Raw genomic sequence first — 25,940 nt, 5'->3', positions numbered from 1 at the left:
ATGCAGATATTCGGGCTAAACATCACACGGAACAAATCACAGGCCGCGATTCACGTTAAGGAATCCGGCGTGTCGAACAAAGGCTGGATTCGGCTCGGCCAGAATCAGAAGTACGCGCTCCAGCGTGACATCACTCGCGAGATTCTGTACGACACGAATGACCGTGCTTACAAAGGCTGGCTGTACAATCCCTTTGTGAAACGTATTACCGAGACGTGGGTGAACTATGTCGTGGGTCTGGGTCTGGAGTTTAAGGCAAAGGACGAGCGTGTGCAAGCAGTGATTGATCAGTTCCTTGAGAACAACAAGATTCACGAGAAGATGAAAAAGCGCGCACGTGAAGCATTTCTCTTTGCTGAATTGTTCGCTGTCCCCGACGTCAACACGCTTACCGGCAATGTCAGGCTCGGATTCGCTGACCCCCTGAACATCTCAAACGTCGAGTTTGATCCATTCGATGGCGATACGCCGATTGCCATTGAAATCAAGACAGTCGAAGGCAAACACAGATTGCCGATTGTTAAGCCTGACAAATTTGGCCGTGCCGCTGATTTGGTACCTGAGTTCTACGGTGCAAAAAGGGCATACATCGGCAAAGAGCAACTCGTGACGATCGACAAGAAAGTCGGACGCGCGATCATCCTGCAGTACAACATGGTGATCGGCTCTTCACGCGGTGCGACCGAGCTGCTCCCGATCATCGACTGGTGCGCCGGTGCCGAAGACATTCTGTGGATTAACAAACAGCGTGTTGAAGATCAGAGCGCGGTTGTCGGCGTGATCGTGATCGACGGCGCAACACCAAAGCAGTTGAACGATTACCGGAATCCGGAGTCACCAAATTACATTCCGCCGCCGCGGCGATTCAACCCGAACGAAGAGACCAGTTGGGCTTACGCGAACGAGAAGATTAAGTTGAACTTCGTGTCTCCGGACATCAAGGCATCGGACATTGAGACAATCATGCGGACGTTCAAAAGCATCATCCAAATCGGCAGCGGCAATCCGCCTGTGGTTTTCGGTGAAGCAGACAATACGACATGGGCAGGCGCTAAGGAAACCACTCCTCCCTTCTTTCAGATGCTTGAATCCGCCCAGTTGCAATTTGTGGAGTTTTGGGAAGAGGTCGGCGGATTTGTGATTGACCAGAAGCGCATCTTCACGAATGAGCTCAATGAAGTGACGGACTTCGGTTTGTCTGTGACAGCGCCGTCCATCGCAGTCGATGACAAAAAGCTTCTTGTCGAAATTGCGCGTGGCCTAACCGACCTTGTGGCTGTCTGGAGTGTGAATAACTGGATTGACAGCACAGCCGCGGCAAAGCTCATTCAGTACATCGCCGTAGAAGCCGAACTGCCGCTTGAATCGATACTCGCGCCCGACCCGAACGCTAACGGCGGTGTCAAGGAATCATGGATGCAGACCGAACTGAAACGAATCAAGGAAATGAAGAATGAGCAAACAGCCAACGCTTAACGGTTTTCCAATTCAGCGGATGGCAGTCGCGCAATTAAAGCCCGCCGACTGGAATCCCCGCAAGATGCCGCACGCTGAACTTGAGAAGCTGCGGCGATCAGTTGAGACTTTCGGTATGCTTCAACCGATTATCTGGAATAAGCGCAGCAAGCGCGTGGTCGGCGGACACCAGCGCGTGAAGGTGCTGCTTGCCAATCATTGCGCAGAAACGGACGTCGTGGTTGTCGACCTTGACGACATACAGGAGAAGCAGTTAAACATCGCGTTGAACCGTATTCACGGTGACTGGGATGACAACCTGCTTCATGACCTTCTGAAGGATTTGCAGACTCACGGAGCAGACCTCGCGCTCACAGGCTTTGACGATGACGAGATTGCGGACATGTTCAAAGAGAATGCGAAAGACATCAAAGGTGAGATTGAACTCGGTCCGGAGTTGCTTGAAGAACACAACATCCTGATTCTGTATTTCGACAATGAAATGGATTGGCGCGCTGCGATTGAGACATTCGGACTGAAGAAAGTCACAGACCGCGTCGGCCAGGCCGCGCGAAAGCCTAACGGACAAGTCGGACGTTCAGGCCTGAACACCGTAATCGCCGGTGCCGACGTGTTACGCATGATTAACCGAGCGACGGCATGAAAATCCTGTGTCCATCATACCGACGCGCGGACAACGTGCTCACGCGCAAGTGGCTTAGCTCGGCTGTCCTTGTGGTTTGCGAAAGCGAGGCTGACGCTTACCGCCAAAACCAAGGTGGCGAGATTCTGGTCCTGCCGGAATCGAAAAAGGGCAACATCGCGCGAATCCGCAACTGGATCCTCGACACCGTTGACGATGATGAAATTGTCATGATCGACGATGACGTATGGGCGGTCGGCTTTCATGAACGGGGGCAACAGATTGCCGTGAACGAGTCACGATTCCTGGAATTCCTGAGAAAGGGTTTCGATACTGCACGTGAACTGAAGTGCTATCTATGGGGCGTGAACGTGCAGAGCGATCCGATGTTCTATCATGCGTGGAAACCCATTGCCTTCAATCTGCCTGTCCTGGGGCCGCTGACCTGTCACATTCGGAACCCGCTTCGATACGATATGTCGCTGGGCCTGAAAGAAGATTACGATTTCTTTCTGCAGCACTGCCTGAAATACCGACGAGTGCTGCGCTTCGACAAATGGTACTACATGGCGAAGCACATCGACAATGCGGGCGGATGCAATGCCTACCGCACATCGCAGGAAGAACGAGAGCAGGCTATGCGCCTGGTCCGGAAATGGGGCTCTTCAATCGTCCGGTACAATCCTGAGATTTCGATTAACCCGAAGCTGAAGGTGCCGTTTTGATAATCACGCAGGAGATCCGCGCGAAGTTGATCGCGGATTTGAAACAGAAACAGGCGGCGCTCGCTGGAACGTCGAACGAGAATGACAACATCGCCACGCTGGTCGGCGCGTTGCCGCTCATGCGGTTGATTATTGCATGGCCATTGATCAAGTTGAATGTGCCGAACGAACCGACCGAAGTGCCGGACGATTTGCCGGACAATCAGAAAATCTGGGCTGGTGTAGCATTGAATTTTGAAGAGGCCGCAATCGCCGCGCGAATTCCCATGACATACATCGAACTTCATGTCAGAGAAGCGCAGCTGCACTGCTGGGTATGGCCTGACGGCACGGTCGCTGAGAACGCGCTGAAGCTTGCGAAGACCACAATCGCTCGGCTCGCTAAGGGCGAGAAGAAAGGGAACTAATGGCTGTTACGAAGAAAGACGTCAGACAGTTCGAGGCAAAGATACGGGGCCTGCAAAGGAGCGCAAACTCGCTATCCAACGAAGCCCGGGCGCAGGTGCTTTCGAGCATTGAACAAAGCAGGCTCCGAGTCAAAGACCTGATTACGAATTACCCGAAGGAAGTCAAGGCATTGCCGGCCGGTGACGTTCCCAGGCTGTCGGCGCAAATTCAGTCGGAAGTCAATGCCGCGCTGAATCAGAGCATTGAAGCAATTCGCACGGCGCAACTCGGCGCTTATGACGCCGCGCTATCGGCTGGCTATGAGGTTGCTGAAGCTCTGGGTGTCACCGCCGCGGCCTTCGGGCCTACGGTTGATCTGCTGAGCATTTCCATGGATTACACGGCTGACCTTGTACGGTCTATCCCCGCCGATTTGATGCCGAAGGTCAACGGTGAACTCACACGGGCTGCGCTTGGCGGGAAATCGCCGTACGAAGCCATGCAGAGCATCGACGCGCTGATTGGTAAGGGCGGCATGGAAGGCGTCAGCTATCAAGCCGAACGAATTGTCAGAACCGAGGTGCAACGAATCTACAGCGTCACTCTGGATGCCCAAATACAGAGATTTGCCGCTATGGTGCCGGATGCCGCTCAGGTTATGAAAAAGAAATGGGTGAGCGGCGGCAATCGACCCGGCCGCAGACCACAGCATCAGGAAATGGACGGAGTGGTCGTTCCGTTCAATGAACCATTTGTAATGCCGGATGGGACAAAGCTCATGTACCCGCGCGATCCGGCAGGCCCACCGGAGCACACGATTTTCTGCGGTTGCCAATTTGAGCTCGTGATTGAAGATAGCGCGGAATTTGTGGCGAATGCGATTCTGAGTCTGTAATCTGCTTGCGGCATTCACGCAAGCGGTTTCGTAGAAAACCCTGCAACATTTCCGGAAACGTTGCAGGGTTTTTGTATTTGGTCGGTTGTAATCGCTCGGTGCTTTCCCGAACTTAGTTCCATGAGCAGGTTGAAACTCACACGCTCCCGCGACAGCCGCATTCTTGCCGCTGACAAATCTGGCAAAGTCCTCGAAGTTATGACCATAAAGGTCGGACTCTCGAAGAACCGATCTCCGGAGGGTGTACCGTTCTTCTACAGCAAAGAGATGCTTCAGCAGCTCATGCCGCAGTTTGAAGGACTTCCGGCATATGTCTTTGAAAATCCCGATGGCTCAAAGGGGCATGTCCGTGACGAGTCGGACGACGCAAAACGTGCGACCGGATTTGTCAAGAACAAAGTCGGCGTGTATCGTAAGCCGCGCTGGGGAAAAGATTCTGAAGGCAATGAAGGCATTATCTGTGACCTGCACTTGGTTGACGATGAGCTTGCCAAGCGAATCAAGAATGCCTGGGACAGCGGATTCAAAGACTTTGCTGAATTGTCAATCGACGGTGACGGTGCATATGAGCTGACACGCGTTGAAGGTATCGACGTGGCGAACGGTTTTATTGAGTCTGTTCATTCCTGCGATATTGTGGACAGCGCAGCTGCTGGCGGTAAAATTCTTCGCATCGCTGCATCAAATCAAAATAAGGGAAAGAGAATCATGAAAGGTCACGTTAAACGGCTGCTTATTCGCATTCTTGAAGCACGCGCCGCCGCGTCCAAGAGCGCAAAGACCGAAGCACGCCTCACGCGCTTTCTCGAAGCCGAAGGTGACGACGCGACGACTGTTGCCGCCGAAGTGCTGCAGGAGCAAAGCGATGAAATGGCCGGCGAAGTGAAGTGGCAGGACATTGCCAAGGAAGCGCTTACCGCGCTCGAATCCGGCAATACCGAAGCTGCGGCCGCTGCGCTGAAGAAGCTGCTCGACTATGAAACCGCGCAGGCGGCGCAGAAGAACACGGATACCAAGCCCAGCACCGAGCCGAAGAAAGAAGACGCCACTCCGAAGCCCGATTCTTCAGCGACCAACGGCGGCTCCGCCGTCAAGCCCGAAGACATCAACGCGCTGAAGGAAACCGTCGAAAACTTGCAGAAGACGCTTGCCGACGAGAAAGCCGTTGCGGAAATCGACGGCTCGAACCTGCCCGCGCCGGTGAAGGAAAAGCTGAAGGAGTCCGTGCGCGGTCGCGGCCTTGAGCTTATGAAAGTCAAGGAAGCAATCACCGCCGAAGCAAAAGCGCTTGAAGCCCTGGGCTACGGATCAAACAACGGGACGATCCGCAGCCTCAATGACGTCGGCGTGTCCGATGCTGTCCTTGCGCTCGACGGCTTCTTTGCAGGTCAAGATTTGCAGGACGACAAAAAGCGGACTGTCCGCCGCTTTTCTTCAATCAAGGAAGCCGCTTACAAGGGCTTCCGTGTTGACCGTGAACTCGTGGACAATGCTGACTTGTTCCTGGGACTGCTTGCGAGTCGCCAATACAACAGCGAATTGCGCAGGAATCCCCGCTTCAAAGAGTCGTTCACAACTGCGAGCTTCGATCAGGTGTTTGGCGATGCCATGCACCGCGCACTCATGCGCGAGTATATGCTTCCGGACTACCGCGACTTTGAAAAGATTTCTGTCTACGAAGAAGTGTCGGACTTCCGCGATCACAACTTCGTACGCCTCGGTTACTGGGGCGAATTGCCGACTGTAGACCCGGACGGCGGAAACTTCAACAACCTACCGGCACTCGGTGACGAGCAGGTTGCGCTGAACCTCGAAACGCGCGGCGGCTTGTTCAGCATTACGCGCAAGATGATCGTGAACGATGACATGAAGGCCATTCGCGTGCTGCCGATTCGGGCGGCGCGGGCGCTGAAGCTTCGTCCGTATCGCGCGGTCTTCGGTTTATTGGCCGGAAACAGCACGATTTACGACTCGGTTGCGTTGCTGCATTCGAATCACTCGAACTTGACGTCCGGTGCGCTGACTCCGACCACCATGAAAGACGTCCGGAAGAAAATGTACATGCAGCCTGCATACGGCTCGGATTCTACCAATCCCGAGCGTCTCATGGAATCGAACTGGCCGAAATGGCTGGTCATCCATCCGGACTACGAAGACATGGCGCTCGCGCTGTGCAAGGCTCAGAATACCGTTCAGGTTGCTCTTGCGGCTGGCGGTTACAACGCCGGTGACTTGTTGCCGAACGGCGGCGCTCCGAACGTGCACTCGCAGTATGGCATGGACTATATCCTGTACCCGGGATATTCCAACGCTGCTCACTGGCACGCGATTGCGGACCCGAAGAAGGTCGAAAGCATTGTGGTTGCCACGCTGCGCGGTCAAAGCGAACCTGACCTCATGCAGGAAGTCGCGGGCTCCGGCTCCAACTTCACGGCGGACAAGGTCAGTTACCGCGTGCGTTGGGATGTCGGCGTGAAGTGCGTCGACTACCGCGGCGTTGCCGGTTACTACGCTTAATTCACCCAATGAGGGCGGTGCAGGTGCTTCCTTCCGTGGTGCCTGCCCGCCTTCGGGTGACCAATCAATTCACAAATTCACTTAAGGAAATACTCGCATGAGCAAGACTCGATTTGGCGATATTCCGGGACCGATTCCCCATAGCTACGCGACGCCCGCGCTTGCCGCTGACGCCGCGACGATTGCGTTTCCGGTGTTTCGCGCGCCGGTTGCGTGTGTCGTGAAGAAGATCGAGTTCGTGCCGAACGCGGCCTTCACCGGCCACGACACGAACCGCAAGAACTTGAACATCATCTACAAGGGCGCGGACGGCTCCACCGGTGCCGCAGAAGTCGCAAACCTCGACCTCACTGCGACTCCCGCCGTGAACCTCGTGGCTTTCGATGCCAAGAACATTCCGCTGAACGCCACGTACGTCAATGGCGTGACCATGGCCGAAGGTGATGTCTTGGCGTTTGAAATCGAAGACGCGGGCACGAGCCCTGCATTCGGCCCCGGCGTTCTTTACATCGAGTGGTATCCTAGCTAATGGCTGCTCGCAAGCTTCAGGAGTTGTCGGACGCTCTGCGTTTGTTGATTGTGGACGCGGACAAATTCACGAACGTCGGACAGCATGACGAAGCGATAAAGCGAGCAGTTACTCGACTGTCACAGTTCAGGCCGAGGGTACGGATTCACGAAGTAACTGGTGACGGAACCGCTTTCCGATTTAACGCGCCGAGCGATTGGCAGGGTGGCTTCAGTTTCTTGAAAAAGGTGCTGTACCCTGTTGATACAGGCAGTCAGTCTTTAGCACCGGAAATCCCGATTGCAGAAGTTCAGATTCAGCTCCAGCCGGACGACACGTTCAAGATTCACTTTGTAACGCTCGTCCCTGCAAGCGGGTCAAAGGCTTGGCTGTATTATACAGTCGAGCACAGCGTGTCGAACGATGCCACGACTCTGAAGTCCGTTGATGACGAGGATTCTGTTATTTATTGGGCGGCGGCGGAATGCCTGCGTGTGATGGCCGCGAAGGTGAACGCCTCGAAGAACATTGAAGAGCTGGCGTCAATGACGAATCGTGAATCACGGGGATCGCAGTACCTGAAGCTCGCGAAGGAATATGAAGAGCGCAGCGGTTTGATGGACGGCGCGGCCTTGGCTTGGGGACCTATAAACCCCGGCACGTCAACGACCGAAAACTATCTAACACATTGAGCATGCCATGCCGAAAAAAGTAGTTAGCAAGCGATTAGCTACGGCGGTTGCGGTTAACGATTCTACACCGTTTGCAAGCGACTGGGAAAAGCCTTCGCTGAGCTCGCCGGTAGTCGCCGTGTTTTTGCTTGGCTCAACCTCCGGTAATATCACGATCTCCATTGTCGGAAAGTCAACGCCACCGGACGATACTTGGCCAGTAGTGAGTTTTGTTTCTTTGACTTCAAGGACACTGTCTTCGGGCGGCCGCTATTATCTCCAAATCAGCCCGTCAACGCATGTCAATTCCTCGACAGGCGGCGGCGTGATGTCAAATGTCAGAATAGAAGTGACCGCCGCGTCCGGCGCTACTACTACGATCGAAGGCGCTTACCTTGAGTATGAGGTTGACATTTAATGTACCGCTCCCGCAATAACTGGTCACTGTCGACGCTGATTGGAATTTATCAGCTTTCGGGCGGCACATCTGAACGCACGTCCGAGGTTTTGACCGTTGGCTTGTTTGACACATTTGCGGTACAGTTGGCGCATTCGGCGGAAGTCGGCAGTCCGAAAATGCGCGTTGAATTTGAAGGCTCCGCAGATGGAACAAACTTCTCAGTTGTCAAGAGACTCGATGACATTATTGCATCTACTGAAAAGCGAGTCGTACTTGAGCATCCCACAAAGCATATTCGTGTTAAGCTCACGATAACTTCGGGGACTTCTGTAGCTGTCACATATGTAACAGCCGAAGCTATCACGTAACATGGCAGACGGGCTGAAGTTCAGCTTTGAGTTCGACCAGAGCGCATTGAAGTCGGCGGCGGTCGCGAATCCAGATCGCGCCGCCGCTATTGTCTTAGAGGCCTTGAGAATCGCGGTTCGAACCGCAATTCAAGCGGAACTGCATCCGGCTGTGTTAGCTGACCTGAACAGAAAGATTGAAAAGCAGCCAACGGGAAATTTGGCGAATGCCTTTGGTTCCGAATTTGTCGAAGGCAAGGACATAGTCGAAGGAAAGCTCTTGAACGCCGCGAGCTATGGTTTGCCCGTAGAAGACGGTTCAAAGCCGCATTGGGCACCGCTTGAACCGCTTGTGCTTTGGGCACAGCGCAAGTTCGGTTATGATGAATTTACGGCTTATGACGTTGCAACCCGCGTTCGTTATTCGATTGCTCACCACGGAACCAAGGGAAAGCATTTCATGCGAGACGGATTTGAACAAGCCTTACCGAAGATTGAAGCGATATTCGATTCGATGCATGAAGCTGTTGTACAGAAGATTGCTCAAGGCTAATGACTAGGGATTATCAGGAAATTGCCGAGGCTATTGCCAGGCGGATGCGAGGAGTAGCTGAAATCGGGAATGTCCATATCGGACGCAAGCTTACCCAGAGTTCTGACGAGTTCAGAGCAATCCATTTCTATGAACCGCAGTCTCGCATTCATTCTTGGAGCATTGCGCGGGAAGGTTTCAGCGATGAACAGGTGGCAACCGGCCATCTACACGACGTCACTCATCGCTTTCGCATTCGCGGTTATTTGTCTCTGCTGAATGAAGTCAATAGCGATCTGCAATTCCAAAGGCTTGTGAGCGGCGTGGCCAACGCCTTGGATGACGACAGCGATCTCGATCAAGCCTGTGAGCTGGCGTTTCCCGTGCAGGCCGAAACAATCACTGAACGTGAGTTTTACGAAACCGTTTGCCATTACTGCGAGCTGACTTTGCAAGTTCGCGAGCACCATCAATCAGCTTAAGAAAGTGAGATAAATCATGAGTCCGGCTCCTGCACTTGGTGTTAATACGCTTGCGGCATTCCGTCTTGTCAGCCGTCAGAACAATCCCTATGCCACGGCATTTGGCGCGTCCAGCGCGATGCCGAAGCTGGGTGCATATGACAAGATTCCGCTGCTGAAGCACAGCCTGAAGGTAAACAGGGAATTTGAAAAGGATGAAACGCTGGACGGCATCGCCGGATATTCTCGCAATGACGGAATATCTGTCATGCCTGCCGGTTCACTCGATTGCAACGGCGCGTATCTTGGCCTTGACGCGCTGATTGCCGCGGCAATGGGTATTGAGAAGTTTCGCGGGTCTGCCGTCGAGAGTCCGGCATTTGGAGTCGCGGGCAATGGCGCGCCGGTTACGGGCACGACGGCTGCGGGAACGACCGGAACCGCGCTTGTGGCATCGGCCAGCGTGTTCGCCGCGTCCAACGTCGGTGACTGGGTGCGAATTCAGGAGCTGTCGACCACTCCGCACCTGTTTGACCAAGTACGAAAAATCACTGCGTACGCGAGCGGCACCTCTGTCACGATTGCGCCGTCATGGACGACGGGCGGTGGCTCTGACCCCGGGGCTGGCAAATCGTTCGCGGTCGCACGCGAATTCCTGCACACCTTCGAATGCTCGAAGAACATGCACGGTGAAAATCCGCAGGATATCATGAGCGGAGCTTGGGCTACGGGCATCGGCACCGGCAAGTACATCAATCGCCACGGAGTCCTTGTTACTTGGGACGGCTGGCAGCATGAAGAATGGCAGTTCTGTTTCGTCAAGAAAATGACGATCAAGCTGGATCCGAAGGGCGGCGTCTTGTTTGGTTTCGAGCTTGTACCGCTGTACCGTGACCTCACCAATGCCAATTCTCAAGACCGCTTGCTGTGGGAATACACGAACGGCAGTGGCGCTGTTCCCTTGGCGGGTTCGTCTTTCATGGTATATGAGCGCGTGCTCTTTCCGGACGCGGTATTCCGGCTCGGTGCGTTCAGCACGGGAACGCCGCTGGGTTCCGGCGACAATCTGGGTATCGCCGACTACGAACTTGTTGTTGAGAATCCGCTTGATGACGCTCAGCAGACCACGGAGACAGGTCTGTACCGCATTGAGCCCGCACGCAGCGGCAAGCGTGACATCTATGGTTCGTTTACCGTTGCGCGGTATGTCACGAATGCCCGTATCACGCAGTTCATGAATGAAACGAATCTCATGGCGTCGCTGAGCTTCACGGGATCGACAATCGCAACCGGAATCAGCAATGCGTTGACGCTTTGGATGCGGCGTTTGCGGCTTGAAACGCCGGATACGAGCATCCCCGGTCCAGGCGTTCGTCCGGAAAAGCACAGCTTCAGGCTTTTGCATTGTGATTCTGTGACCGGCAATCCCAATGGTATGCCGACGCCCACCAGCGGTAACGGCATTGAGAACGGCCCACTGATTATTCAGACTCGAAACCAGAATCCATTTAACGCCTTTATGGCACAGAATCAAGAATAAGGATTTACCATGAAACTCACGGCTGAAGAACTTCAGAAGTCAAATTCCGCGCTTGCGGAAGAACGCGCTGAGCTGTCGAATCGACTTGCAGAAATTCACGGCATTGTCGACGGTAATGCACCTGCCGAAAGCAAGGTCAAGGTCATTCAAGGGAAGTTCCACGAGTGGAATGCTCCGAAGGTTGACGCGCCCGCCGACACCGCGGCGAACGAATCACAACTGTAATCAAATCCACGGAAGAAAGCACGATGTCAAACGTAATTTCGCTTGTAAGTGAATCGCAGGTTCTGATATTCACTCCACTCCCCGGAGCGGAGGTGAAATACCGGCCAATCGGTCCTCGGCGTTATCAGGAAATTATCCGTGAATGCAGAATTGACGACCGTGGTCCTGCGCCGGTGGATAAGACACAGCTGTTGACTTTGTTGCGGGAAATCATTGCTGAGGACGGGCAGTTCAGAGACGTTGATGAGGAGGCCGCGACCAAGCGGTTGTACTCCCTGCTCATGGTCGGACAGCAAATCAGCAAGACTGATTGGCCTGAAGTCAAGAATCGCACGCTCTTATGGTCAATCCAGAGCTGGAGCGGTATCGGATACTCGAACACCGAAGGAACAGCACCGCTGAATTCCGATTCTGTTGCGGCGTTCGCGGAAACCGAGTTCGGCGACCAGCTCTTTGCGCTTGTCCTGAAGGACATCACTGCGCAGAAGATGAAGGCGCAGGGTATCGACCCTTTGCAACGCTCCGGCAGTACGTCGAGCTCAGCCTCGAATACGGCTGGGGATACTGCGAAAAATGCTTCAACGACCACGCGGAAAGTGACCGGCTCCCGCCGTGCCTCCGCCCCGACGAAGAAACTGGCAAAGCCAGCGGCATCTGCCACTTCACGCAAGAACCGCCGATAGAATTGTCTCCGGACGACCACAGGGCAATCAGCGTCTACTTTGAGGCTCTGCGATATTCCGGTCGTGATGAACTGCGATTGCCGAAGATCGACAAGCTGGAGCATGTGCTGTTATTGCGGGAATACCGGATGAACGGCGAAGAGCTTCAGAATCTGCTTGACCGCGTTTACATGATTCATGAGATGAACTACCAACACCAATTCGAACAATTGAACCGTGGGTAACGTACGCGAAAAAGAACTGGCGATTCTTCTTAAAGCAAAGGCAGACGTTGATGCTGCCTTTGCGTCATTGAAGGGTGAGCTTGCCGGTGCTGAGCAGGTGGCGAAAGACACGGCCGCTGCTGCTTCGCGTTCATGGGAAGACTCGGTTGCGAAGATTCGGAATGTCGCGGCCATTGGTTTCGCGGCTGTGGCCGGCAGCATCGGATTTGCCGCGCGTGAAGCCGCTCAGGGCGAATTGGGAATGTCAAATTTCCGTTCGGCCGTCAAGAATGCTGGTGGTGACGCTGACGCACTTTCGAATAAGCTGAATGACACGGCCATGCGTCTCCAGCGGCTCACGGGAATAGCTGACGATGAATACATAGACGCTGCTGCCCGCATGACCGACATTACGGGCGACGCTGCGGGTTCCATTGACAATCTTGGCCTTGTCGCTGACCTGGCGGTTGCGCGAAAAATTCCTCTGGCATCTGCTGCTGATGCTGTTGCGCGTGCCATGGAAGGCGAAATCGGCGCTCTCGCCCGAATCATGCCCGGGCTTGATGAGCAAGTTCGCGCTCTCGGTGAAAATGCGAAGCAGGCTGACATTGTTGCGGTTATCTTCGACCGATTGGCGCAATTTGAAGGCCGGGCGGCGGCTGCTGCTGATAACACGGCAGGTGCTGTCAATAAGCTCAAGCAGGAAATGGCGGCGGCTGTAGAGAATGCAGGCAATCCGTTTCTTGAGATTATCCGCACGACTGCCGAGCGCCTCACGCCGGTGGTTCAGAAAACCGGTGAATGGGCGGCGGAGCACCAGGGCGTTGTTGCGGCAATCGGTGCGGGCGCAATCGGCTTAACGGGATTCTTGACGGTCACGAGCAGTATTGCGCTGGTGATCCCGAAAGTCGTGACGGGCATGGCCATGCTGAAGACAGCGGCCATCGCGCTGGCGGCTTCGCCGTGGACGGTGGTCGCCACCGGAATCATTGCCGTTGCGGGCGTCGCGTGGCAGTTGTCGGATGCTATGACTGCCACGGCCAAGAGCGAAGGCAACCTGAAGAAAATCACCGAAGAGACGGGCGTATCGTACCAGTCTCTGCGAATTAAGCAGGAAGAGATTTTCGGAAAGTTCGCGGATTACCGTAGCGGCACCGATGCGCAGCGTGCGGCTTGGGATAACTACGTGTTGTCTTTGTACGCGGCGAAAGAACCGTTGGCAATGACAGAGCAGCAGGTTAACAAGAACAGCGCCGCGCACAAGGTAGCCGCAGAACAGGTCAGCATCAACGCCTCTGCTATTCGAGACCTGATGAATGCCGGACTTGAGTATCAGGAGGCCGCGGCTTTGGCTCGCGGCGCCGTCCTCCCTACTCAAGAAGTATCGACGACGTCGCCTGATGCTCATGAACAGGAGCTTGCGGATTATCGTGACCTCGTAGGCGCGAAAGGACAGATTTACATTCAGGGAATCGAACTGCAGGAGCAGGCGGATGAGCAGGCTCGAGCGCGCCGAATAGAAGCCTACGCTGCGGAGCAGGAGTTGTGGCGCGGGCACTTGGGAATACTCGGCGCGGGATTCGATACGTTCACGAATACGCTTGTGAACATCGAAATGACCGGCCGGCAGCGCAGAGATGCAATTGTTCGTGCTGGTGCTTCTTTCGCCATTCAGCTGCTGAGTCAGCAGGTTAAGCATGCTATTGCCTCTGATATCCTGATGACACAAAGCAAAGTCACGAGCACGGTTGCGGGCACGGCGGCCGTAACAGGCGCAGCGGCGACTGAGCAAGCGGCAACTGCTGCCACGAATCAAGGCTATCTGACACAGCTCGCGACCAAGATTTATTCTTGGTATGCGTCTTTTGGTCCTTTTGGCATTCCGGCTGCCGCCGCTACTGTTGCTGCGATTATCGCAGCTATTCGCGGGCTGCGGTTTGCCGAGGGCGGTGTTGTCCCCGGGTCTGGGTTTGGAGACAAAGTTCCGGCGATGCTGGAGCCAGGTGAATTTGTGGTCCGCAGGTCCGCAGCCCAACAGAATTACGGCGCATTGCAGGCAATGAACAGCGGTCGCTCTGTCGGCGGAAGCGTGACTGTCCCGATTGCCTTGTACATCGACGGACAGGGTCTGTCATTGGAAAAGCGGCTTGAGATTCGTGACCTCGTGGAAGAGATGCTTCCACGTGCGATAGAACGAGCCTTGGATGAACGCAGATTCAGCATGAGTTTCGCCGCATGACATTACAATACTCTGCAACGACCGTCACGCTGACGGGACGACTTGAACCGCGTCTGCCTCTGGACATTCAACCCGAGCGGCTGCAGAACATCGGTGAGTACGAAGACGGCACGCTTGAAGTCGATGACCGCGACGTGACGATCTGGGTTGCCACGTTCTACATTCGGGGCATGACACAGGCCCAGCTTGCGACTCTCCGGAACTTCTTTATCAACACCGTAAAAGGCTCGAAGCACGAGTTTACGCTTACGCCTGGCGCGAGTGTTGACCTCGGTGTAGGAAACGGCACAGCCGTCACGGCACGATTGATTGGCAAACTCCCGCCGCACCGCCTGTATGCGAATACCCTGTACGAGCAGAAGTTCACCGTGCGCTATCGCTCCACCGGCACGGGTGCGCCGTCATGAGCAAGGTGTTGTCAGCAAACATTAGCGCAGGCCTTGCCGCAAACTCCCGCGCAACGCAGTATCTGGTCGAGATTGAAAGCGCGTCCGCGCTTTACCGCTGGGCGACTTTCCCTTGCGATTCCACCAATGTAGCCGGCTGGACGGGGCCGAGTTTTGAGTCGAAGATTGCCAAACGGGGATTAGGAAAAATCCGGCGTGCGATCGACATCAGCGAGGGCGGAAACGTAGCGCAGGTGCAAAAGTGGAGTGTCAAGATTCTGAACCAGGGTTTGATTTCAGATTCATTGGCGGCTGAGGAATTTATCGGACGGCGCGCGGAAATTCGGCTGATATTCACCGACCAAACGGCACCTTCATGGATGAACGCTTTGCCGGTTGCACCTTCCGGATTTGTAGAGGACGTGAACTGGGATGAAGATGCAGTGATTTTCTATTGTGTGGACGGCTGGATGAAACGCCATCGCATGCTGCCAAAGCGACTGATGACGCGGGCAGAACACCCGGACATACCAAAGGCCAATGAGAACAAGCCTTATCCGATTCTCATTGGCGACTGGCTTGAGAATTCCGGAAACGGATTGAACAAGTCCGGTATTGCGAGCAACCTGTCGCCTGGATCAAGTTCCATCGTGCATCATGACTATTTCAAAGGCTACTTGACAAAAGGCCTTAAGTACAGTGACGTTGGCACCGGTAGCGGGAGACCGTATGCCGTCTATTGCGGACATGATATGAATTCCCGCAGTTATCCGACTCCGGACGGAAAGCTCACCCGATGGATTGACGAGCGTAAGATTTACTCATTGACGAACGTTCGGCACACGCAGGCGGCATTTGGTTCGGTTGTCTCCGGAGCTACTGCAGACGAAGTTTTCAAGGCCTCAAATTCCCTGTTCAGGACGGTTCACCTTGTTCCGGTTGTCGATACTGTTGCAACAAGCGGGGCGACAGACCCGGACTTCGCGGTCGACGAGGACGACACAAATTACACGGTCCTTGATGCAAATGGCGAAGTTGCGTCATATGAAATACTTGCGACCATCGGCGATACAGGCAAGGCTGCGTCAAACGTAGATTGGAAGTTCCGGATTGATGCTGTTAGCCGTGTTGACGACAAGGTTCAGTATCGCATATCCAAAGACAACTCCGTTCACATTACGTGGACAGATGTTCCGGCGTATGGTTCGTTTGTGACCATTGACATCGCTACCGCTGCCTCACCGGCATTAGGCTCTGAAAACGGCTCGTATGCAGGGTATCAAATTGAGTTCAAGTACGTGGACGTCGGCGGCCATGATGCCGGTTGTTCGTTTCGCATCAAATCCGTGTACGTTCACATTGATGAGCCGGATGACGAAGAACTTGTTGAAATCATGCAGACCGGCAAAGGCAGGGAGTTCGGCCCATGGATTGACTCTCCTGACCATTCGAACGCATTCAACTCCGGCGACCTCATTCAGAACCCCGCGTATGTTATTGAGTCATTGTTGACAGATGAACTTGGGTTAGCGGTCAAGCAGCACGGCGGAGCCATTCAGTTCCAAGACGCTGCGATTTCAACGCCGTTTTTTCAGGTCGCACATCATTCGAGCCTCGCCTTGGATTCCGTGGTATCTATCGAATGCTGGGTGAAGTTCATTTCATTCGTTGCCGCAGGCGAGAATTTCATTGTGGCAAAGATTGACGCGGGCGGTGATATTTCACCGTATGCGCTGTCAGTTTCCACCGGTGGCAAAATCAGATTCTGGCGCGGTGACGGAAGCACTTCAAATTATTTGGAATCCGCCGCCACGTTGTCAACAGGTGTCTGGTATCACATTGTTGCAACCGCCGCAGGCGGCTCAGGCGCTACTCGGTACATTCACATCAATGGTGCGTACGATAACGGCTCAAGCATTGTTCAGGCCGTAGCAGATTCGGGGAATGTATTGCGAATCGGATTGCGCGCGGGCGCGACCACGCGCACGAATATGATTCTTGACGAACTCAGGATTTGGGACAGGGTTATTTCGGAAGGCGAGGCAAAGCAGCTATACAACGGCGGTGCCGGTTATCCGAAACCGTATTTCCCCGGGAATACAAAGGCATGGTGGCGGTTTGACGATGCAGCACGGGAGCAATCTGACGGCAGCACTCCCAGCGGCGCGTTCAACGCGACAGATTATTCCGGAAACGGAAATACCGCATCTTCGAACAATCATTCGAACATGCGGTATGTTTCGGGAACGAGCGCTAAAGTTCCGTTCACTGAGTCGGAGATTCAGGAAACGGATTTATCCGTGGCTTATCCCGCAGCGGGATTTGATATTGTTGCGGCCAAGCGCAGTGCATGGAAATTTGCACGCGACTACCTTGACCAGCGCAATTCCATGGACATGATAAAGGAGCTGTGCAAGGAAGCGCATATCGCATTCTTCACGAATTATCTGGGCGAGGATACCGTTGCGCGCATTGACGCCGGTGAAGTTGCTGAAACCCCGCCGACGATTTCAAATTTCCGGCTTATAGGCGACCGCTCTTCGTTTGCTGTCAAGCGTGGAAACTTGAAGTACTGGTACAATGAGTTTGTGCTTCATTACAAAGTCAACGTTGTCACAGGTGAGCCGGAGGAAACGCTATACCTGACCAATCCGGATTCCGCCGCGTTCGATTCTGCTTATACGAATCTAAGCGCGGACGGCGAAGATTACTGGGATTTGTGCGCGGCGGCTTACAATTCAACGCTACAGGTCAACCGCTGGGAATACACTGCCAAGAACATTCGGGACGCGGCGACCGCTGAATTGCTGTTCAAAGCAGCCGTGACTCACTTATCGAGACGTCCGTACATTCCCTCCGGAAAGACCGGATTGGCAATGATTCAATATGAACCTCTGGACCTCGTGAAACTGTCTCATGATTTGCTTCCGGCGTCAATCAATAACAGCAGCCGGTTCAGACTTATTGAGCAAGAGCTCGACCCCAACATTAACGAAGTCACCAGCACATTCTTTGAAGTAGGAACACCATGACCCCTGAACAGAATTACGAGCAAATCATGACACTTCTCTGGTGGGTAATCGGCGTGCTGGTCCTGCTTGTCGCGGGCTTCGCCGGCGCATGGGCAACGTCAATCACGCGTTCATTGCATGAGCTAAAGGCCAGCGAGAAAGATAACGCCGACAGAATCATGAGCAAGATTGACGAGCTCTATAAGTCTGACTCCGCGACAAACGCAACCATTGCTGTTCACAATCAGAAAATCGTAAACCTCGAACGTGAAGTATTCAAAGGAAAACCACAATGAAGAAAATCTTCCAGTGGGTCTGGCAACGACTTGATGGTAAGAAGCTTTGGAGCACCATCTGCACAATCTTGGGCTATCAGCTCGCACAGCTGGTACAGATGTATCCTGACTGCTTGCCCATACCGCAGCAGATCCCGATTATCGGTGGCTGGTGTGTGCCCTGGGACTGGATCCTGCCGCTGCTTGCTACGTTGGGCATCGGTATCGGCGGCGGCCATAAAATCATTAAGCGTGTGCAGAAGAATGGCGCGCTGTTTATGCTGTTGACGTTTCTTCTTGTTACACCGGCAATCGCACAACCGTCCGTCCACTATTATATCGGCGAGCGAATTAACGTGCTGGAAGGCGTTAGACCTGGACTAACTCGTGAATTGATTACGAAGGCCGCTGCTGCCGGATGCGATGGCATTGTCGGCCTTGACCAGTGGAGCAAGAACGGAGACCCGCGCGCGGACGCCCGATGGCGCGATTCGATGCACGTCATGTGCAGGCTCTGTGATTCGCTGGGACTTGAATTGCGGCCGCTGGTGTGGAATGGCTCGAAGTATCATTACGGCTATCCCGATTTCATTGAGACGACCGCGCCGGTCGGACTTGCAGAAACATTTTGGAAGGCCTACACCATTCTGCCCGGGCAACGCGAATTTCTATTCTTTGACTTGCCTGAACAGTTCACTCGCAGGCTATTTAATCTTGAAATCGAAGTTTCTGGCGCACCCGCGAACATCCAGTTTTTTCGTGACACTCCCGGACAGGAACTTGTTGCCAAATACACCGCGCAACCGGGACAACGCAGCCTCACGTTTCATTCGCTTGAGAATTCCACCGGCTGGTTCATTTACCTTTCGCCGTCCGGTTCCACACCGACTCGCATTTTCGTGCGCGGGTTATCGGAGCGCGCACCCACCGTGACGGAGGCTCCGGCTTATACGGGCGCGCAAGCGCAATACAGGTACTATGGCCATGACGGTCAAACAGGATTCTACCTTGCGCGAACCATGAATCCGGACTGTACCGCGGCGTTTTATGGGATCGCCATGCGGCAGTCGCTGTTATTCTGGCAGGAATTTCAGAATGAACCGGCGATAGCGGGCGTCTGGTTTTCGTTGGACGAAGTTGCGCTGCTCGGACAACATGAGTACGACCGTGCCCCGAACGCAGGGGAAGCGTTTGCGCAGCTTGTGGCGGATGCCGCGTGGTTCAACTATTCACTTTGGGGAAAAGAATCCTGGGGCTGGAACGACTGTCTTGGCGGGCACAACAGCACGACCTTCACGCGAGCATCATTCGGTATGGAAAATGAAGGCGTGACGGATGGCACGCCGTTTCTGGGCTTTGCATGGAATGAATCGCGACCAAACGCGCTGCGAGCGGAGCTTGCGCGATTTGACACGGGTTCCGTGGCTGCCGCAGTCTATCTTGGAACCAACAACATTGATTCGGCAGCGGTAGCGGTCCGCGACTACGAAGTTCAGCAAGTGATTCTATTCAACTGGCAGTATCAGACGTGGATTGACTCTCTCGCGGCGATTGTGCCGAAGTTCAAAAGGTAATGAAGCTTAAAGAATACAAGAATCACGCGGGCGGGCCATCTACGATGGTGTTCTTTTGTCCAGGTTGTCAATGTGACCACCCGTTTGATTTGTCTCGCTGGATATGGAACGGCTCAATGGACAAGCCGACATTCACACCATCACTACTTGTTAAAGGTGGGACTTATCGCAGACAAGACCATCCAATGCGCTGTCATTCGTTTGTGATTGACGGCATGATACAATTCTTAGGTGATTGCGAGCATGAACTTGCTGGACAGACGGTTGAACTTCCCGATTACAAAGAAACCTGAAAATGAACGATAATAAACAAGCAACCGAATCACGGTAGCTTAGAACAAAACCGAAAGGACGATGAAAATGAAAATCCCATTTGGATTGCTTGAACCCCTGATCATTGCGGCATTGCCCGCGATTGTCAATGGTCTGACCGGTGAGATTCCGGCAGAGCATCAGGAAAAGAAGCAGATGGCGTATCTGGCTGTCGCGTGCGGCGGCACCGAAGTCAAGAAATACGTTGAAACCGCCACGGAAACCCGCATTGACGACGCCGCGTGGGCGAAGTTCACCGCCGACGCTCAGGCTGACATGGAAGCCGCAGGCTGTCCGAATCTCTTTGCTGAGGCCGACAAGTACATTCAGCTCGAGTCGCTGTAACCAATTTGCCGATGTCAGCAAAATGGTAAGCCCCGCCATTTCTGGCGGGGCTTACGGTATTCTCGGCAACACTTTCCATGTTTACTCAACTTTATAGTTTCAAAACATCACGAATCTATTGCATTCGCATTTATATTGGTACTGGACTGCGATTTGCATTAACTACAGTTGCTTCCACTCCAAACATTGAACATCCAGAAGGCAAGGATTGGTTCTAAAACTGGAAGCTCAAAGAACGTGATCATCTTGGGGGGGTTGTACTCGAATCCTTGTCCTTCTGGACTTCAAGCTTAAAATTGTCAAAAAATGCTTCTACCGTAGAACAATTCCTGCTAATTCAACATCAATTATTGAACTTACAAGCTTTTTTAGCGGGGCCGACGGGACTCGAACCCGCGACCTCCGGCGTGACAGGCCAGCGTTCTAACCAACTGAACTACGACCCCGGCTAAAATGAAATCTGTCGAACTTCGTGGGCGATGAGGGATTCGAACCCCCGACATCCTGCGTGTAAAGCAGGCGCTCTGGACCAGCTGAGCTAATCGCCCCTGGCCGCCGGGCTTTCTGTCGGTGTCTTCTCCCGAGCCAAAATACCCCACGGAATAATCACACAGTAAGCAGCCGTCAAAATCAAGGGTGCCAACGTCAAGCTCATAAAGCCATCGTGAGGCGGTTGATTCATGAAGAAATAGCCGATCACAAGCAAAAGTACCCCTACGCCAAGAATCATGTAGTTCTTGCGCGTAAACGGCACAGAAAAGCGCGGGGCCTGGGTCTCACGACCCTTGCCAGTGGTCTTCTCAGACCCGCCTGACACAGGGGCTTTGCGTGGTGCGGCTATGACTGTCTCCTTGCGACTTTAGAACCCGAAAAATAACACATTCCGCCTTTCATGTCAAGTCTGTCCCCCGCCATTTGACCGCCTTCAAGGCGCCATATTTGTTGTTTTGACTATATTTAACAAAAGAGCCGGTGGGTTCCGGCTCTTTCTACTCCTCTTGGAAGTTGATCTATGCGATGTGCCGGAAACTCTGCAGAGTTTTCATGTAATTAGCCCGCTCGTAGGCTTCGGGGTCCCTAACCGACCTCTGACTCATCGATCCGCGCATGACGTCTATGGAGTCGTAACCGTGCTCCGTTCCCCACTCATCAATCTCTTCGGCTAACCGTCCCAGTCTGCGAACACCCCATTGAAACAATGCAGAACACATCATCACGACGTCTGCACCCGACATAATGAGTTTAATGGCGTCCTCCGGCGTATGCACTCCGGAAGTTGCCGCAAGATTACATTTCATGTGTCCATGTAATACAGCGAGCCAGCGAAGAGGCAGCCGAATATCCGCGGAGGTTGATAGATCCACTTTGGGCTGAACTTCGAGCTCTTCAACGTCAAGATCGGGTTGGTAGAAACGATTAAAGAGAACCAATGCGTCGGCACCGGCATCGTCGCAGCGCTTGGCCATGTTTGCCATTGCAGAGAAGTACGGGCTGAGCTTCATGGCGACTGGAATCTTCACTTCCTTCTTAACCGCGCGCAGAATGCTTAAATAATTCTCTTCGACTTCGGCACCCGAAATATTGAAATTAGTCGCAAGATAATAAACATTCAGTTCCAACGCGTCTGCACCGGCACTTTCCATCAAGCGGGCGTACTCCGCCCACGAACCGGGGGCGCGGCCATTCAGGCTGGCGATTATAGGAACTTCGCAGGCCTTCTTCGAATGTGAAATCAGTGTCAGATATTCTTCAGGCCCGACAAGAAACTTCTCGGGTTCAGGCAAATAGCTTGTGGCTTCTGCATAGCTTTCTCGTCCTTGCTGCATTGTATGCAGCATATGCATGGACTCCTGTTCGATTTGCTCTTCAAACAGTGACGGCAGGACTATCGCCGAGGCACCCGCATCTTCAAGCCTGCGGACACCATCGAGATTTTGCGCAAGCGGGGACGCTGATGACAGAACCGGATGTTTCAATGTCAATCCGAGGTATTTTGTCGTCAGTTTCATTTGCTCTCTCCTTCCGGTGACTTCGCCGTGTCAGCAACACCTGCGAGTTCCTGATACAATTCCCAACGATGCTTCACTTCGTTTTCGGCAAGCTGCATCAGGTGCTCCGCTTCAGCCGGATTACTGCGCGTCAGCATTTTGAATCTTGTTTCAGTGTAGGCCCAATCACGAACCTTTATTTTGGGCGGCTTGGAATCCAACTGAAGTGGCCGCTCACCTTCTGCAAGCCTGCGGGGATCAAACCTGAAGAGCGGCCAGGACGCGCTGTCCACAACCTTCTTCTGCTGCCCGAGTCCCTGCCCCATGTCAATGCCGTGAGCTATGCAATGAGAATAGGCAATGACGAGGGATGGTCCGTCATAGCTTTCCGCTTCCTGAATTGCCTTTAGTGTTTGCAGGTCATTTGAGCCGAGCGCGACTTGGGCAACATAAACGCTACCGTAGTTCATGGCCATCATCGCCAAATCCTTACGTGCAACCGGCTTCCCGCCGAACGCAAACTTCGCCACGGCACCAAGCGGTGTTGCCTTCGAACACTGTCCGCCTGTGTTTGAATAAACTCCTGTATCAAGTACAAGGACATTGATATTTCGACCCATTGAAAGCACGTGGTCGAGACCACCGTAACCAATGTCGTACGCCCACCCGTCACCGCCGACTATCCAGACTGTGTGTTTCACAAGTTTGTCTGCAAGCGAACCGAGTTGCCGCGCTTCAGGTGCCTTAACCTGAGACAGCTTGGACTTCAGTACCGACACACGCGCACGCTGCTCCTTTATCTCGCGCTCGGTATCCTGTTTTGCGGACAGAAGTTCATCGGCCAGAGTTCTGCCGACTGCGTCACGCAGCTGAGTAAGCAATTCGCGTGCATACTCAGTCTGTTTGTCAATCGTCACGCGAAAACCTAATCCAAACTCGGCATTGTCTTCAAAAAGCGAGTTTGCCCATGCAGGTCCGCGACCTTCCGCATTTATAGAGTATGGAGTCGTCGGCAGGTTCGCTCCGTAGATTGACGAGCAGCCTGTGGCGTTTGCAATCAGTAGACGGTCACCGAATAGCTGCGTCAGCAACTTGATGTAGGGAGTCTCACCGCAGCCTGAGCAAGCTCCACTGAACTCAAATAGCGGTTCGAGCAGTTGAGCGCCCTTAACCGTGTTGATTCGAATATCTTCCCGTGGAACTTGAGGAAGTTCAAGGAAATACTCCCAATTCCTGCGTTCCCTTTCGCGAACATCGGTCAGCGGCTCGAGATTGATTGCTTTGAGCTTCGGCTCACGCTTGTTCTTCGCAGGGCAAACCTCTATGCACAGCCCGCAACCCGTACAATCTTCGGGCGCAACCTGAAGAGTGTAAAGCAAGTTTTCGCCCGGCAAATCGGTGCCGCCGTATTTCATCGTCTTGAAGTCAGCGGGGCGGTGACCATTTACCATTTCGCCGGCTGTCACTTTGGAACGAATCGCCGCGTGCGGACAGACCATCACACACTTGTTGCATTGAATGCACCATTCCGTATCCCAAATCGGAACCTCCTGGGCAATAGCGCGTTTTTCCCAAATCGATGTAGAAAGCGGGAAAGTGCCGTCCGGTGGAAAGGCGGAAACGGGGAGAGAGTCACCTCTTCCTTCGATGATTGCAGCAAGCACATTCTTCACGAAGTCAGGCGCTTTATCAGACACTGTGTCCGGCCTTTTTCGAGTGGCTGTGGCTGTGCCCGGAACTTTGACCTCGCACAGGTTCGCAAGCGTGCGATCGACAGCGGCAAAATTCATTTGGACAATGTTTTCGCCCTTCTTTTCGTATGTTTTGCGAATCGTCTTCTTGATCGCGGCTATTGCTTCGTCACGAGGCAATACGCCGGAAATCGCAAAAAAGCACGTCTGCATAATCGTATTTATCAATCCACCCATGCCCGCTTCCGCGGCCACACGGTAAGCGTCAATGCAGAAGACATTAAGTTTCTTGTTCAAGATGTCGTTCTGCACTTCTCGCGGCAAAGTATCCCACACTTTGTCAGCGGGAATCGCTGTGTTGAGCAGGAACGTACCGCCGACCTTCGCATCGCTAAGCATGTCATACTTGTCAAGGAAACCGGGCTGGTGGCAGGCAACAAAGTTCGGGCTACTGACCAGATAGCTGGCACGGATTGGCCGAGGTCCGAACCGCAAATGGGACACAGTAATTGCACCGGACTTCTTGGAATCATACACAAAATAGCCCTGCGCAAAAAGGTCAGTCTCATCGCCGATGATCTTGATCGAATTCTTGTTCGCACCAACTGTGCCGTCAGCGCCAAGTCCGTAGAACCGCGCGCGAAAGACGTCATCGCCCTCCACAGAGAAAGCCGGATCGTATTTCAGGCTTGAATTGCTTACATCATCGTCTATGCCGACCGTGAAGTGATTCTTTGGTGATCCTGTTCTCAAATCGTCAAAGACCGCCTTTATCATCGCAGGTGTGAATTCCTTGGAAGAAAGACCATACCGACCTCCGACCACTCGCGGCCGAACAGTACTTGAGTCTTCGTATTGCCTTTCATTCAACGCGCAAACGACGTCCATGAACAAAGGTTCGCCTGTTGCGCCTGGCTCTTTTGTGCGGTCTAGAACGGATATCTGCTTGACGGTTTTCGGCAAAGCGTTCACAAAGTGAATCGCTGAAAACGGACGATAAAGACGCACCTTTACCATTCCAACTTTCTCGCCTTTGGCATTCAAACTGTCAATCGTATCATAGGCAGGATCCGTACCCGAGCCCATCAGTACGATTACCCGTTCAGCATCAGGTGCACCGTAATATTCGAACAGCTTATAAGGCCGACCAGTTCTTGCCGCAAACTCATCCATGACTCTTTGGACGATATCCGGACATGCCTTGTAATACGGCGCAGAGGCTTCGCGCGCCTGGAAGAATACATCAGGATTCTGGGCCGTTCCGCGAATCACAGGATGATTCGGCGAAAGGGCTCGGTCCCGATGGGCAAAGACTAATTCGTCACGAATCAGCGAACGAAGGTCCTCGTCGCTCAAAAGTTCAATCTTCTGCACTTCATGGCTGGTGCGGAATCCATCGAAGAAGTGCAGAAACGGAATGCGGCTCTCAAGGGTCGCCGCCATTGCAATCAACGCCTGGTCATGTGCTTCCTGAACATTCGCGGAAGCCAGCAAAGCCCAGCCTGTCGAGCGAACGGACATGACATCGGAATGATCACCGAAAATGGACAACGCGTGCGTGGCGATTGTACGGGCACTGACATGAAACGCAGTGCTCGTCAGTTCACCTGCAATCTTGTACATGTTCGGAATCATCAGAAGGAGACCCTGCGACGCTGTGAAGGTCGTGGTCAACGCTCCCGTCTGCAGCGATCCGTGGACTGCGCCCGCCGCACCGCCTTCACTCTGCATTTCGATGACCGTTGGTACGGTGCCCCAGATATTCTTCTTGCCGCGCGCCGACCATTCATCCGCCAATTCACCCATTGTGGATGAAGGAGTGATAGGGTAAATCGCGCAGACTTCGGATAAACGGTGAGCAACGTGAGCCGCAGCTTCGTTGCCGTCCACCGTCGCATATTGCTTACTCATGGAAACTATCTCGATT

General features: G+C 53.6%; 26 protein-coding genes and 2 tRNA genes. 23 read left to right on the top strand and 5 right to left on the bottom strand.

Annotated features, from left to right (window positions below):
- The 23 genes from HUU59_10975 to HUU59_10865 all read left to right on the top strand — a co-directional run bounded on the left by HUU59_10975 (position 1) and on the right by HUU59_10865 (position 20,334).
- Positions 1–1,476 (top strand): hypothetical protein, encoded by a 1,476-nt coding sequence (locus tag HUU59_10975; GenBank protein NUO19960.1) that lies wholly within the window; start codon positions 1–3, stop codon positions 1,474–1,476.
- Positions 1,454–2,119: a ParB N-terminal domain-containing protein gene (locus tag HUU59_10970; protein ID NUO19959.1), complete on the top strand. Its 666-nt coding sequence runs from the start codon at positions 1,454–1,456 to the stop codon at positions 2,117–2,119. The genes HUU59_10975 and HUU59_10970 overlap by 23 nt, the downstream gene beginning before the upstream one ends.
- Positions 2,116–2,823: a hypothetical protein gene (locus HUU59_10965; protein NUO19958.1), complete on the top strand. Its 708-nt coding sequence runs from the start codon at positions 2,116–2,118 to the stop codon at positions 2,821–2,823. The genes HUU59_10970 and HUU59_10965 overlap by 4 nt, the downstream gene beginning before the upstream one ends.
- Positions 2,820–3,230 carry a hypothetical protein gene (locus HUU59_10960; protein ID NUO19957.1) on the top strand — a complete coding sequence of 137 codons (411 nt, stop codon included), beginning with the start codon at positions 2,820–2,822 and terminating at the stop codon, positions 3,228–3,230. The genes HUU59_10965 and HUU59_10960 overlap by 4 nt, the downstream gene beginning before the upstream one ends.
- A complete protein-coding gene (locus HUU59_10955) occupies positions 3,230–4,105 on the top strand; it encodes a hypothetical protein (protein ID NUO19956.1) in 876 nt (291 codons plus the stop codon). Before HUU59_10960 ends, HUU59_10955 begins: the two co-directional genes overlap by 1 nt.
- 120 nt (positions 4,106–4,225) lie before the next feature.
- Entirely contained in the window at positions 4,226–6,622 is a 2,397-nt protein-coding gene (locus HUU59_10950; GenBank protein ID NUO19955.1) for a hypothetical protein, read from the top strand.
- Positions 6,623–6,719: 97 nt separating this feature from the next.
- Entirely contained in the window at positions 6,720–7,151 is a 432-nt protein-coding gene (locus HUU59_10945) for a hypothetical protein (protein NUO19954.1), read from the top strand.
- Complete coding sequence (locus tag HUU59_10940) at positions 7,151–7,822, top strand: hypothetical protein (protein NUO19953.1); 672 nt, start codon at positions 7,151–7,153, stop codon at positions 7,820–7,822. Before HUU59_10945 ends, HUU59_10940 begins: the two co-directional genes overlap by 1 nt.
- Positions 7,823–7,829: 7 nt before the next feature.
- Positions 7,830–8,219: a hypothetical protein gene (locus HUU59_10935; protein ID NUO19952.1), complete on the top strand. Its 390-nt coding sequence runs from the start codon at positions 7,830–7,832 to the stop codon at positions 8,217–8,219.
- Positions 8,219–8,569, top strand: a complete 351-nt coding sequence (locus HUU59_10930) for a hypothetical protein (protein NUO19951.1) — start codon at positions 8,219–8,221, stop codon at positions 8,567–8,569. The genes HUU59_10935 and HUU59_10930 overlap by 1 nt, the downstream gene beginning before the upstream one ends.
- A gap of 1 nt (position 8,570) precedes the next feature.
- Entirely contained in the window at positions 8,571–9,101 is a 531-nt protein-coding gene (locus HUU59_10925) for a hypothetical protein (protein NUO19950.1), read from the top strand.
- Positions 9,101–9,562 carry a hypothetical protein gene (locus HUU59_10920; protein NUO19949.1) on the top strand — a complete coding sequence of 154 codons (462 nt, stop codon included), beginning with the start codon at positions 9,101–9,103 and terminating at the stop codon, positions 9,560–9,562. The genes HUU59_10925 and HUU59_10920 overlap by 1 nt, the downstream gene beginning before the upstream one ends.
- Positions 9,563–9,578: 16 nt before the next feature.
- Positions 9,579–11,081: a hypothetical protein gene (locus tag HUU59_10915; protein NUO19948.1), complete on the top strand. Its 1,503-nt coding sequence runs from the start codon at positions 9,579–9,581 to the stop codon at positions 11,079–11,081.
- A gap of 9 nt (positions 11,082–11,090) precedes the next feature.
- Positions 11,091–11,306 carry a hypothetical protein gene (locus HUU59_10910; protein ID NUO19947.1) on the top strand — a complete coding sequence of 72 codons (216 nt, stop codon included), beginning with the start codon at positions 11,091–11,093 and terminating at the stop codon, positions 11,304–11,306.
- A gap of 23 nt (positions 11,307–11,329) precedes the next feature.
- Complete coding sequence (locus HUU59_10905; GenBank protein NUO19946.1) at positions 11,330–11,989, top strand: hypothetical protein; 660 nt, start codon at positions 11,330–11,332, stop codon at positions 11,987–11,989.
- 2 nt (positions 11,990–11,991) lie between these two features.
- Positions 11,992–12,213: a hypothetical protein gene (locus tag HUU59_10900; GenBank protein ID NUO19945.1), complete on the top strand. Its 222-nt coding sequence runs from the start codon at positions 11,992–11,994 to the stop codon at positions 12,211–12,213.
- The gene (locus HUU59_10895) at positions 12,206–14,431 is read left to right on the top strand and encodes a hypothetical protein (GenBank protein ID NUO19944.1); all 2,226 of its coding nucleotides are present in this window, start codon (positions 12,206–12,208) and stop codon (positions 14,429–14,431) included. The genes HUU59_10900 and HUU59_10895 overlap by 8 nt, the downstream gene beginning before the upstream one ends.
- Positions 14,428–14,838, top strand: coding sequence for a hypothetical protein (locus tag HUU59_10890; protein NUO19943.1), 411 nt, complete (start codon positions 14,428–14,430; stop codon positions 14,836–14,838). Before HUU59_10895 ends, HUU59_10890 begins: the two co-directional genes overlap by 4 nt.
- Positions 14,835–17,849 carry a LamG domain-containing protein gene (locus HUU59_10885; protein NUO19942.1) on the top strand — a complete coding sequence of 1,005 codons (3,015 nt, stop codon included), beginning with the start codon at positions 14,835–14,837 and terminating at the stop codon, positions 17,847–17,849. Before HUU59_10890 ends, HUU59_10885 begins: the two co-directional genes overlap by 4 nt.
- Positions 17,846–18,124: a hypothetical protein gene (locus HUU59_10880; GenBank protein ID NUO19941.1), complete on the top strand. Its 279-nt coding sequence runs from the start codon at positions 17,846–17,848 to the stop codon at positions 18,122–18,124. Before HUU59_10885 ends, HUU59_10880 begins: the two co-directional genes overlap by 4 nt.
- Positions 18,121–19,677, top strand: a complete 1,557-nt coding sequence (locus tag HUU59_10875; GenBank protein NUO19940.1) for a hypothetical protein — start codon at positions 18,121–18,123, stop codon at positions 19,675–19,677. The genes HUU59_10880 and HUU59_10875 overlap by 4 nt, the downstream gene beginning before the upstream one ends.
- Positions 19,677–19,970 (top strand): anaerobic dehydrogenase, encoded by a 294-nt coding sequence (locus HUU59_10870; GenBank protein ID NUO19939.1) that lies wholly within the window; start codon positions 19,677–19,679, stop codon positions 19,968–19,970. The genes HUU59_10875 and HUU59_10870 overlap by 1 nt, the downstream gene beginning before the upstream one ends.
- Before the next feature lie 67 nt (positions 19,971–20,037).
- Positions 20,038–20,334, top strand: coding sequence for a hypothetical protein (locus HUU59_10865; protein ID NUO19938.1), 297 nt, complete (start codon positions 20,038–20,040; stop codon positions 20,332–20,334).
- A 372-nt stretch (positions 20,335–20,706) separates the two neighbouring features.
- Here the strand turns inward: HUU59_10865 and HUU59_10860 are convergent.
- The 5 genes from HUU59_10860 to nifJ all read right to left on the bottom strand — a co-directional run bounded on the left by HUU59_10860 (position 20,707) and on the right by nifJ (position 25,924).
- A tRNA-Asp gene (locus tag HUU59_10860) sits at positions 20,707–20,780 on the bottom strand.
- A 27-nt stretch (positions 20,781–20,807) separates the two neighbouring features.
- Positions 20,808–20,882 (bottom strand) — tRNA-Val (locus tag HUU59_10855).
- Positions 20,873–21,064 (bottom strand): hypothetical protein, encoded by a 192-nt coding sequence (locus HUU59_10850; protein NUO19937.1) that lies wholly within the window; start codon positions 21,062–21,064, stop codon positions 20,873–20,875. Before HUU59_10850 ends, HUU59_10855 begins: the two co-directional genes overlap by 10 nt.
- 280 nt (positions 21,065–21,344) lie before the next feature.
- Positions 21,345–22,343, bottom strand: a complete 999-nt coding sequence (locus HUU59_10845) for a dihydroorotate dehydrogenase-like protein (GenBank protein ID NUO19936.1) — start codon at positions 22,341–22,343, stop codon at positions 21,345–21,347.
- Positions 22,340–25,924 (bottom strand): pyruvate:ferredoxin (flavodoxin) oxidoreductase, encoded by a 3,585-nt coding sequence (gene nifJ, locus HUU59_10840; protein NUO19935.1) that lies wholly within the window; start codon positions 25,922–25,924, stop codon positions 22,340–22,342. Before nifJ ends, HUU59_10845 begins: the two co-directional genes overlap by 4 nt.
- Positions 25,925–25,940: the final 16 nt, after the last annotated feature.

The sequence above is a fragment of the bacterium genome (assembly GCA_013360195.1).
In the GTDB taxonomy this organism is placed as follows: Bacteria; Electryoneota; RPQS01; order RPQS01; family RPQS01; genus JABWCQ01.
Note: the sequence above shows the minus strand (reverse complement) of the source record. Positions and strands in the feature narration are given on the sequence as shown.

Coding starts and splice junctions, on each gene's coding strand:
- HUU59_10975 (NUO19960.1), top strand. CDS start 1: ATGCAGATATTCGGGCTAAACATCACACGGAACAAATCACAGGCCGCG.
- HUU59_10970 (NUO19959.1), top strand. CDS start 1,454: ATGAGCAAACAGCCAACGCTTAACGGTTTTCCAATTCAGCGGATGGCA.
- HUU59_10965 (NUO19958.1), top strand. CDS start 2,116: ATGAAAATCCTGTGTCCATCATACCGACGCGCGGACAACGTGCTCACG.
- HUU59_10955 (NUO19956.1), top strand. CDS start 3,230: ATGGCTGTTACGAAGAAAGACGTCAGACAGTTCGAGGCAAAGATACGG.
- HUU59_10950 (NUO19955.1), top strand. CDS start 4,226: ATGAGCAGGTTGAAACTCACACGCTCCCGCGACAGCCGCATTCTTGCC.
- HUU59_10945 (NUO19954.1), top strand. CDS start 6,720: ATGAGCAAGACTCGATTTGGCGATATTCCGGGACCGATTCCCCATAGC.
- HUU59_10940 (NUO19953.1), top strand. CDS start 7,151: ATGGCTGCTCGCAAGCTTCAGGAGTTGTCGGACGCTCTGCGTTTGTTG.
- HUU59_10935 (NUO19952.1), top strand. CDS start 7,830: ATGCCGAAAAAAGTAGTTAGCAAGCGATTAGCTACGGCGGTTGCGGTT.
- HUU59_10930 (NUO19951.1), top strand. CDS start 8,219: ATGTACCGCTCCCGCAATAACTGGTCACTGTCGACGCTGATTGGAATT.
- HUU59_10925 (NUO19950.1), top strand. CDS start 8,571: ATGGCAGACGGGCTGAAGTTCAGCTTTGAGTTCGACCAGAGCGCATTG.
- HUU59_10920 (NUO19949.1), top strand. CDS start 9,101: ATGACTAGGGATTATCAGGAAATTGCCGAGGCTATTGCCAGGCGGATG.
- HUU59_10915 (NUO19948.1), top strand. CDS start 9,579: ATGAGTCCGGCTCCTGCACTTGGTGTTAATACGCTTGCGGCATTCCGT.
- HUU59_10910 (NUO19947.1), top strand. CDS start 11,091: ATGAAACTCACGGCTGAAGAACTTCAGAAGTCAAATTCCGCGCTTGCG.
- HUU59_10905 (NUO19946.1), top strand. CDS start 11,330: ATGTCAAACGTAATTTCGCTTGTAAGTGAATCGCAGGTTCTGATATTC.
- HUU59_10890 (NUO19943.1), top strand. CDS start 14,428: ATGACATTACAATACTCTGCAACGACCGTCACGCTGACGGGACGACTT.
- HUU59_10885 (NUO19942.1), top strand. CDS start 14,835: ATGAGCAAGGTGTTGTCAGCAAACATTAGCGCAGGCCTTGCCGCAAAC.
- HUU59_10880 (NUO19941.1), top strand. CDS start 17,846: ATGACCCCTGAACAGAATTACGAGCAAATCATGACACTTCTCTGGTGG.
- HUU59_10875 (NUO19940.1), top strand. CDS start 18,121: ATGAAGAAAATCTTCCAGTGGGTCTGGCAACGACTTGATGGTAAGAAG.
- HUU59_10870 (NUO19939.1), top strand. CDS start 19,677: ATGAAGCTTAAAGAATACAAGAATCACGCGGGCGGGCCATCTACGATG.
- HUU59_10865 (NUO19938.1), top strand. CDS start 20,038: ATGAAAATCCCATTTGGATTGCTTGAACCCCTGATCATTGCGGCATTG.
- HUU59_10850 (NUO19937.1), bottom strand. CDS start 21,064: ATGATTCTTGGCGTAGGGGTACTTTTGCTTGTGATCGGCTATTTCTTC.
- HUU59_10845 (NUO19936.1), bottom strand. CDS start 22,343: ATGAAACTGACGACAAAATACCTCGGATTGACATTGAAACATCCGGTT.
- nifJ (NUO19935.1), bottom strand. CDS start 25,924: ATGAGTAAGCAATATGCGACGGTGGACGGCAACGAAGCTGCGGCTCAC.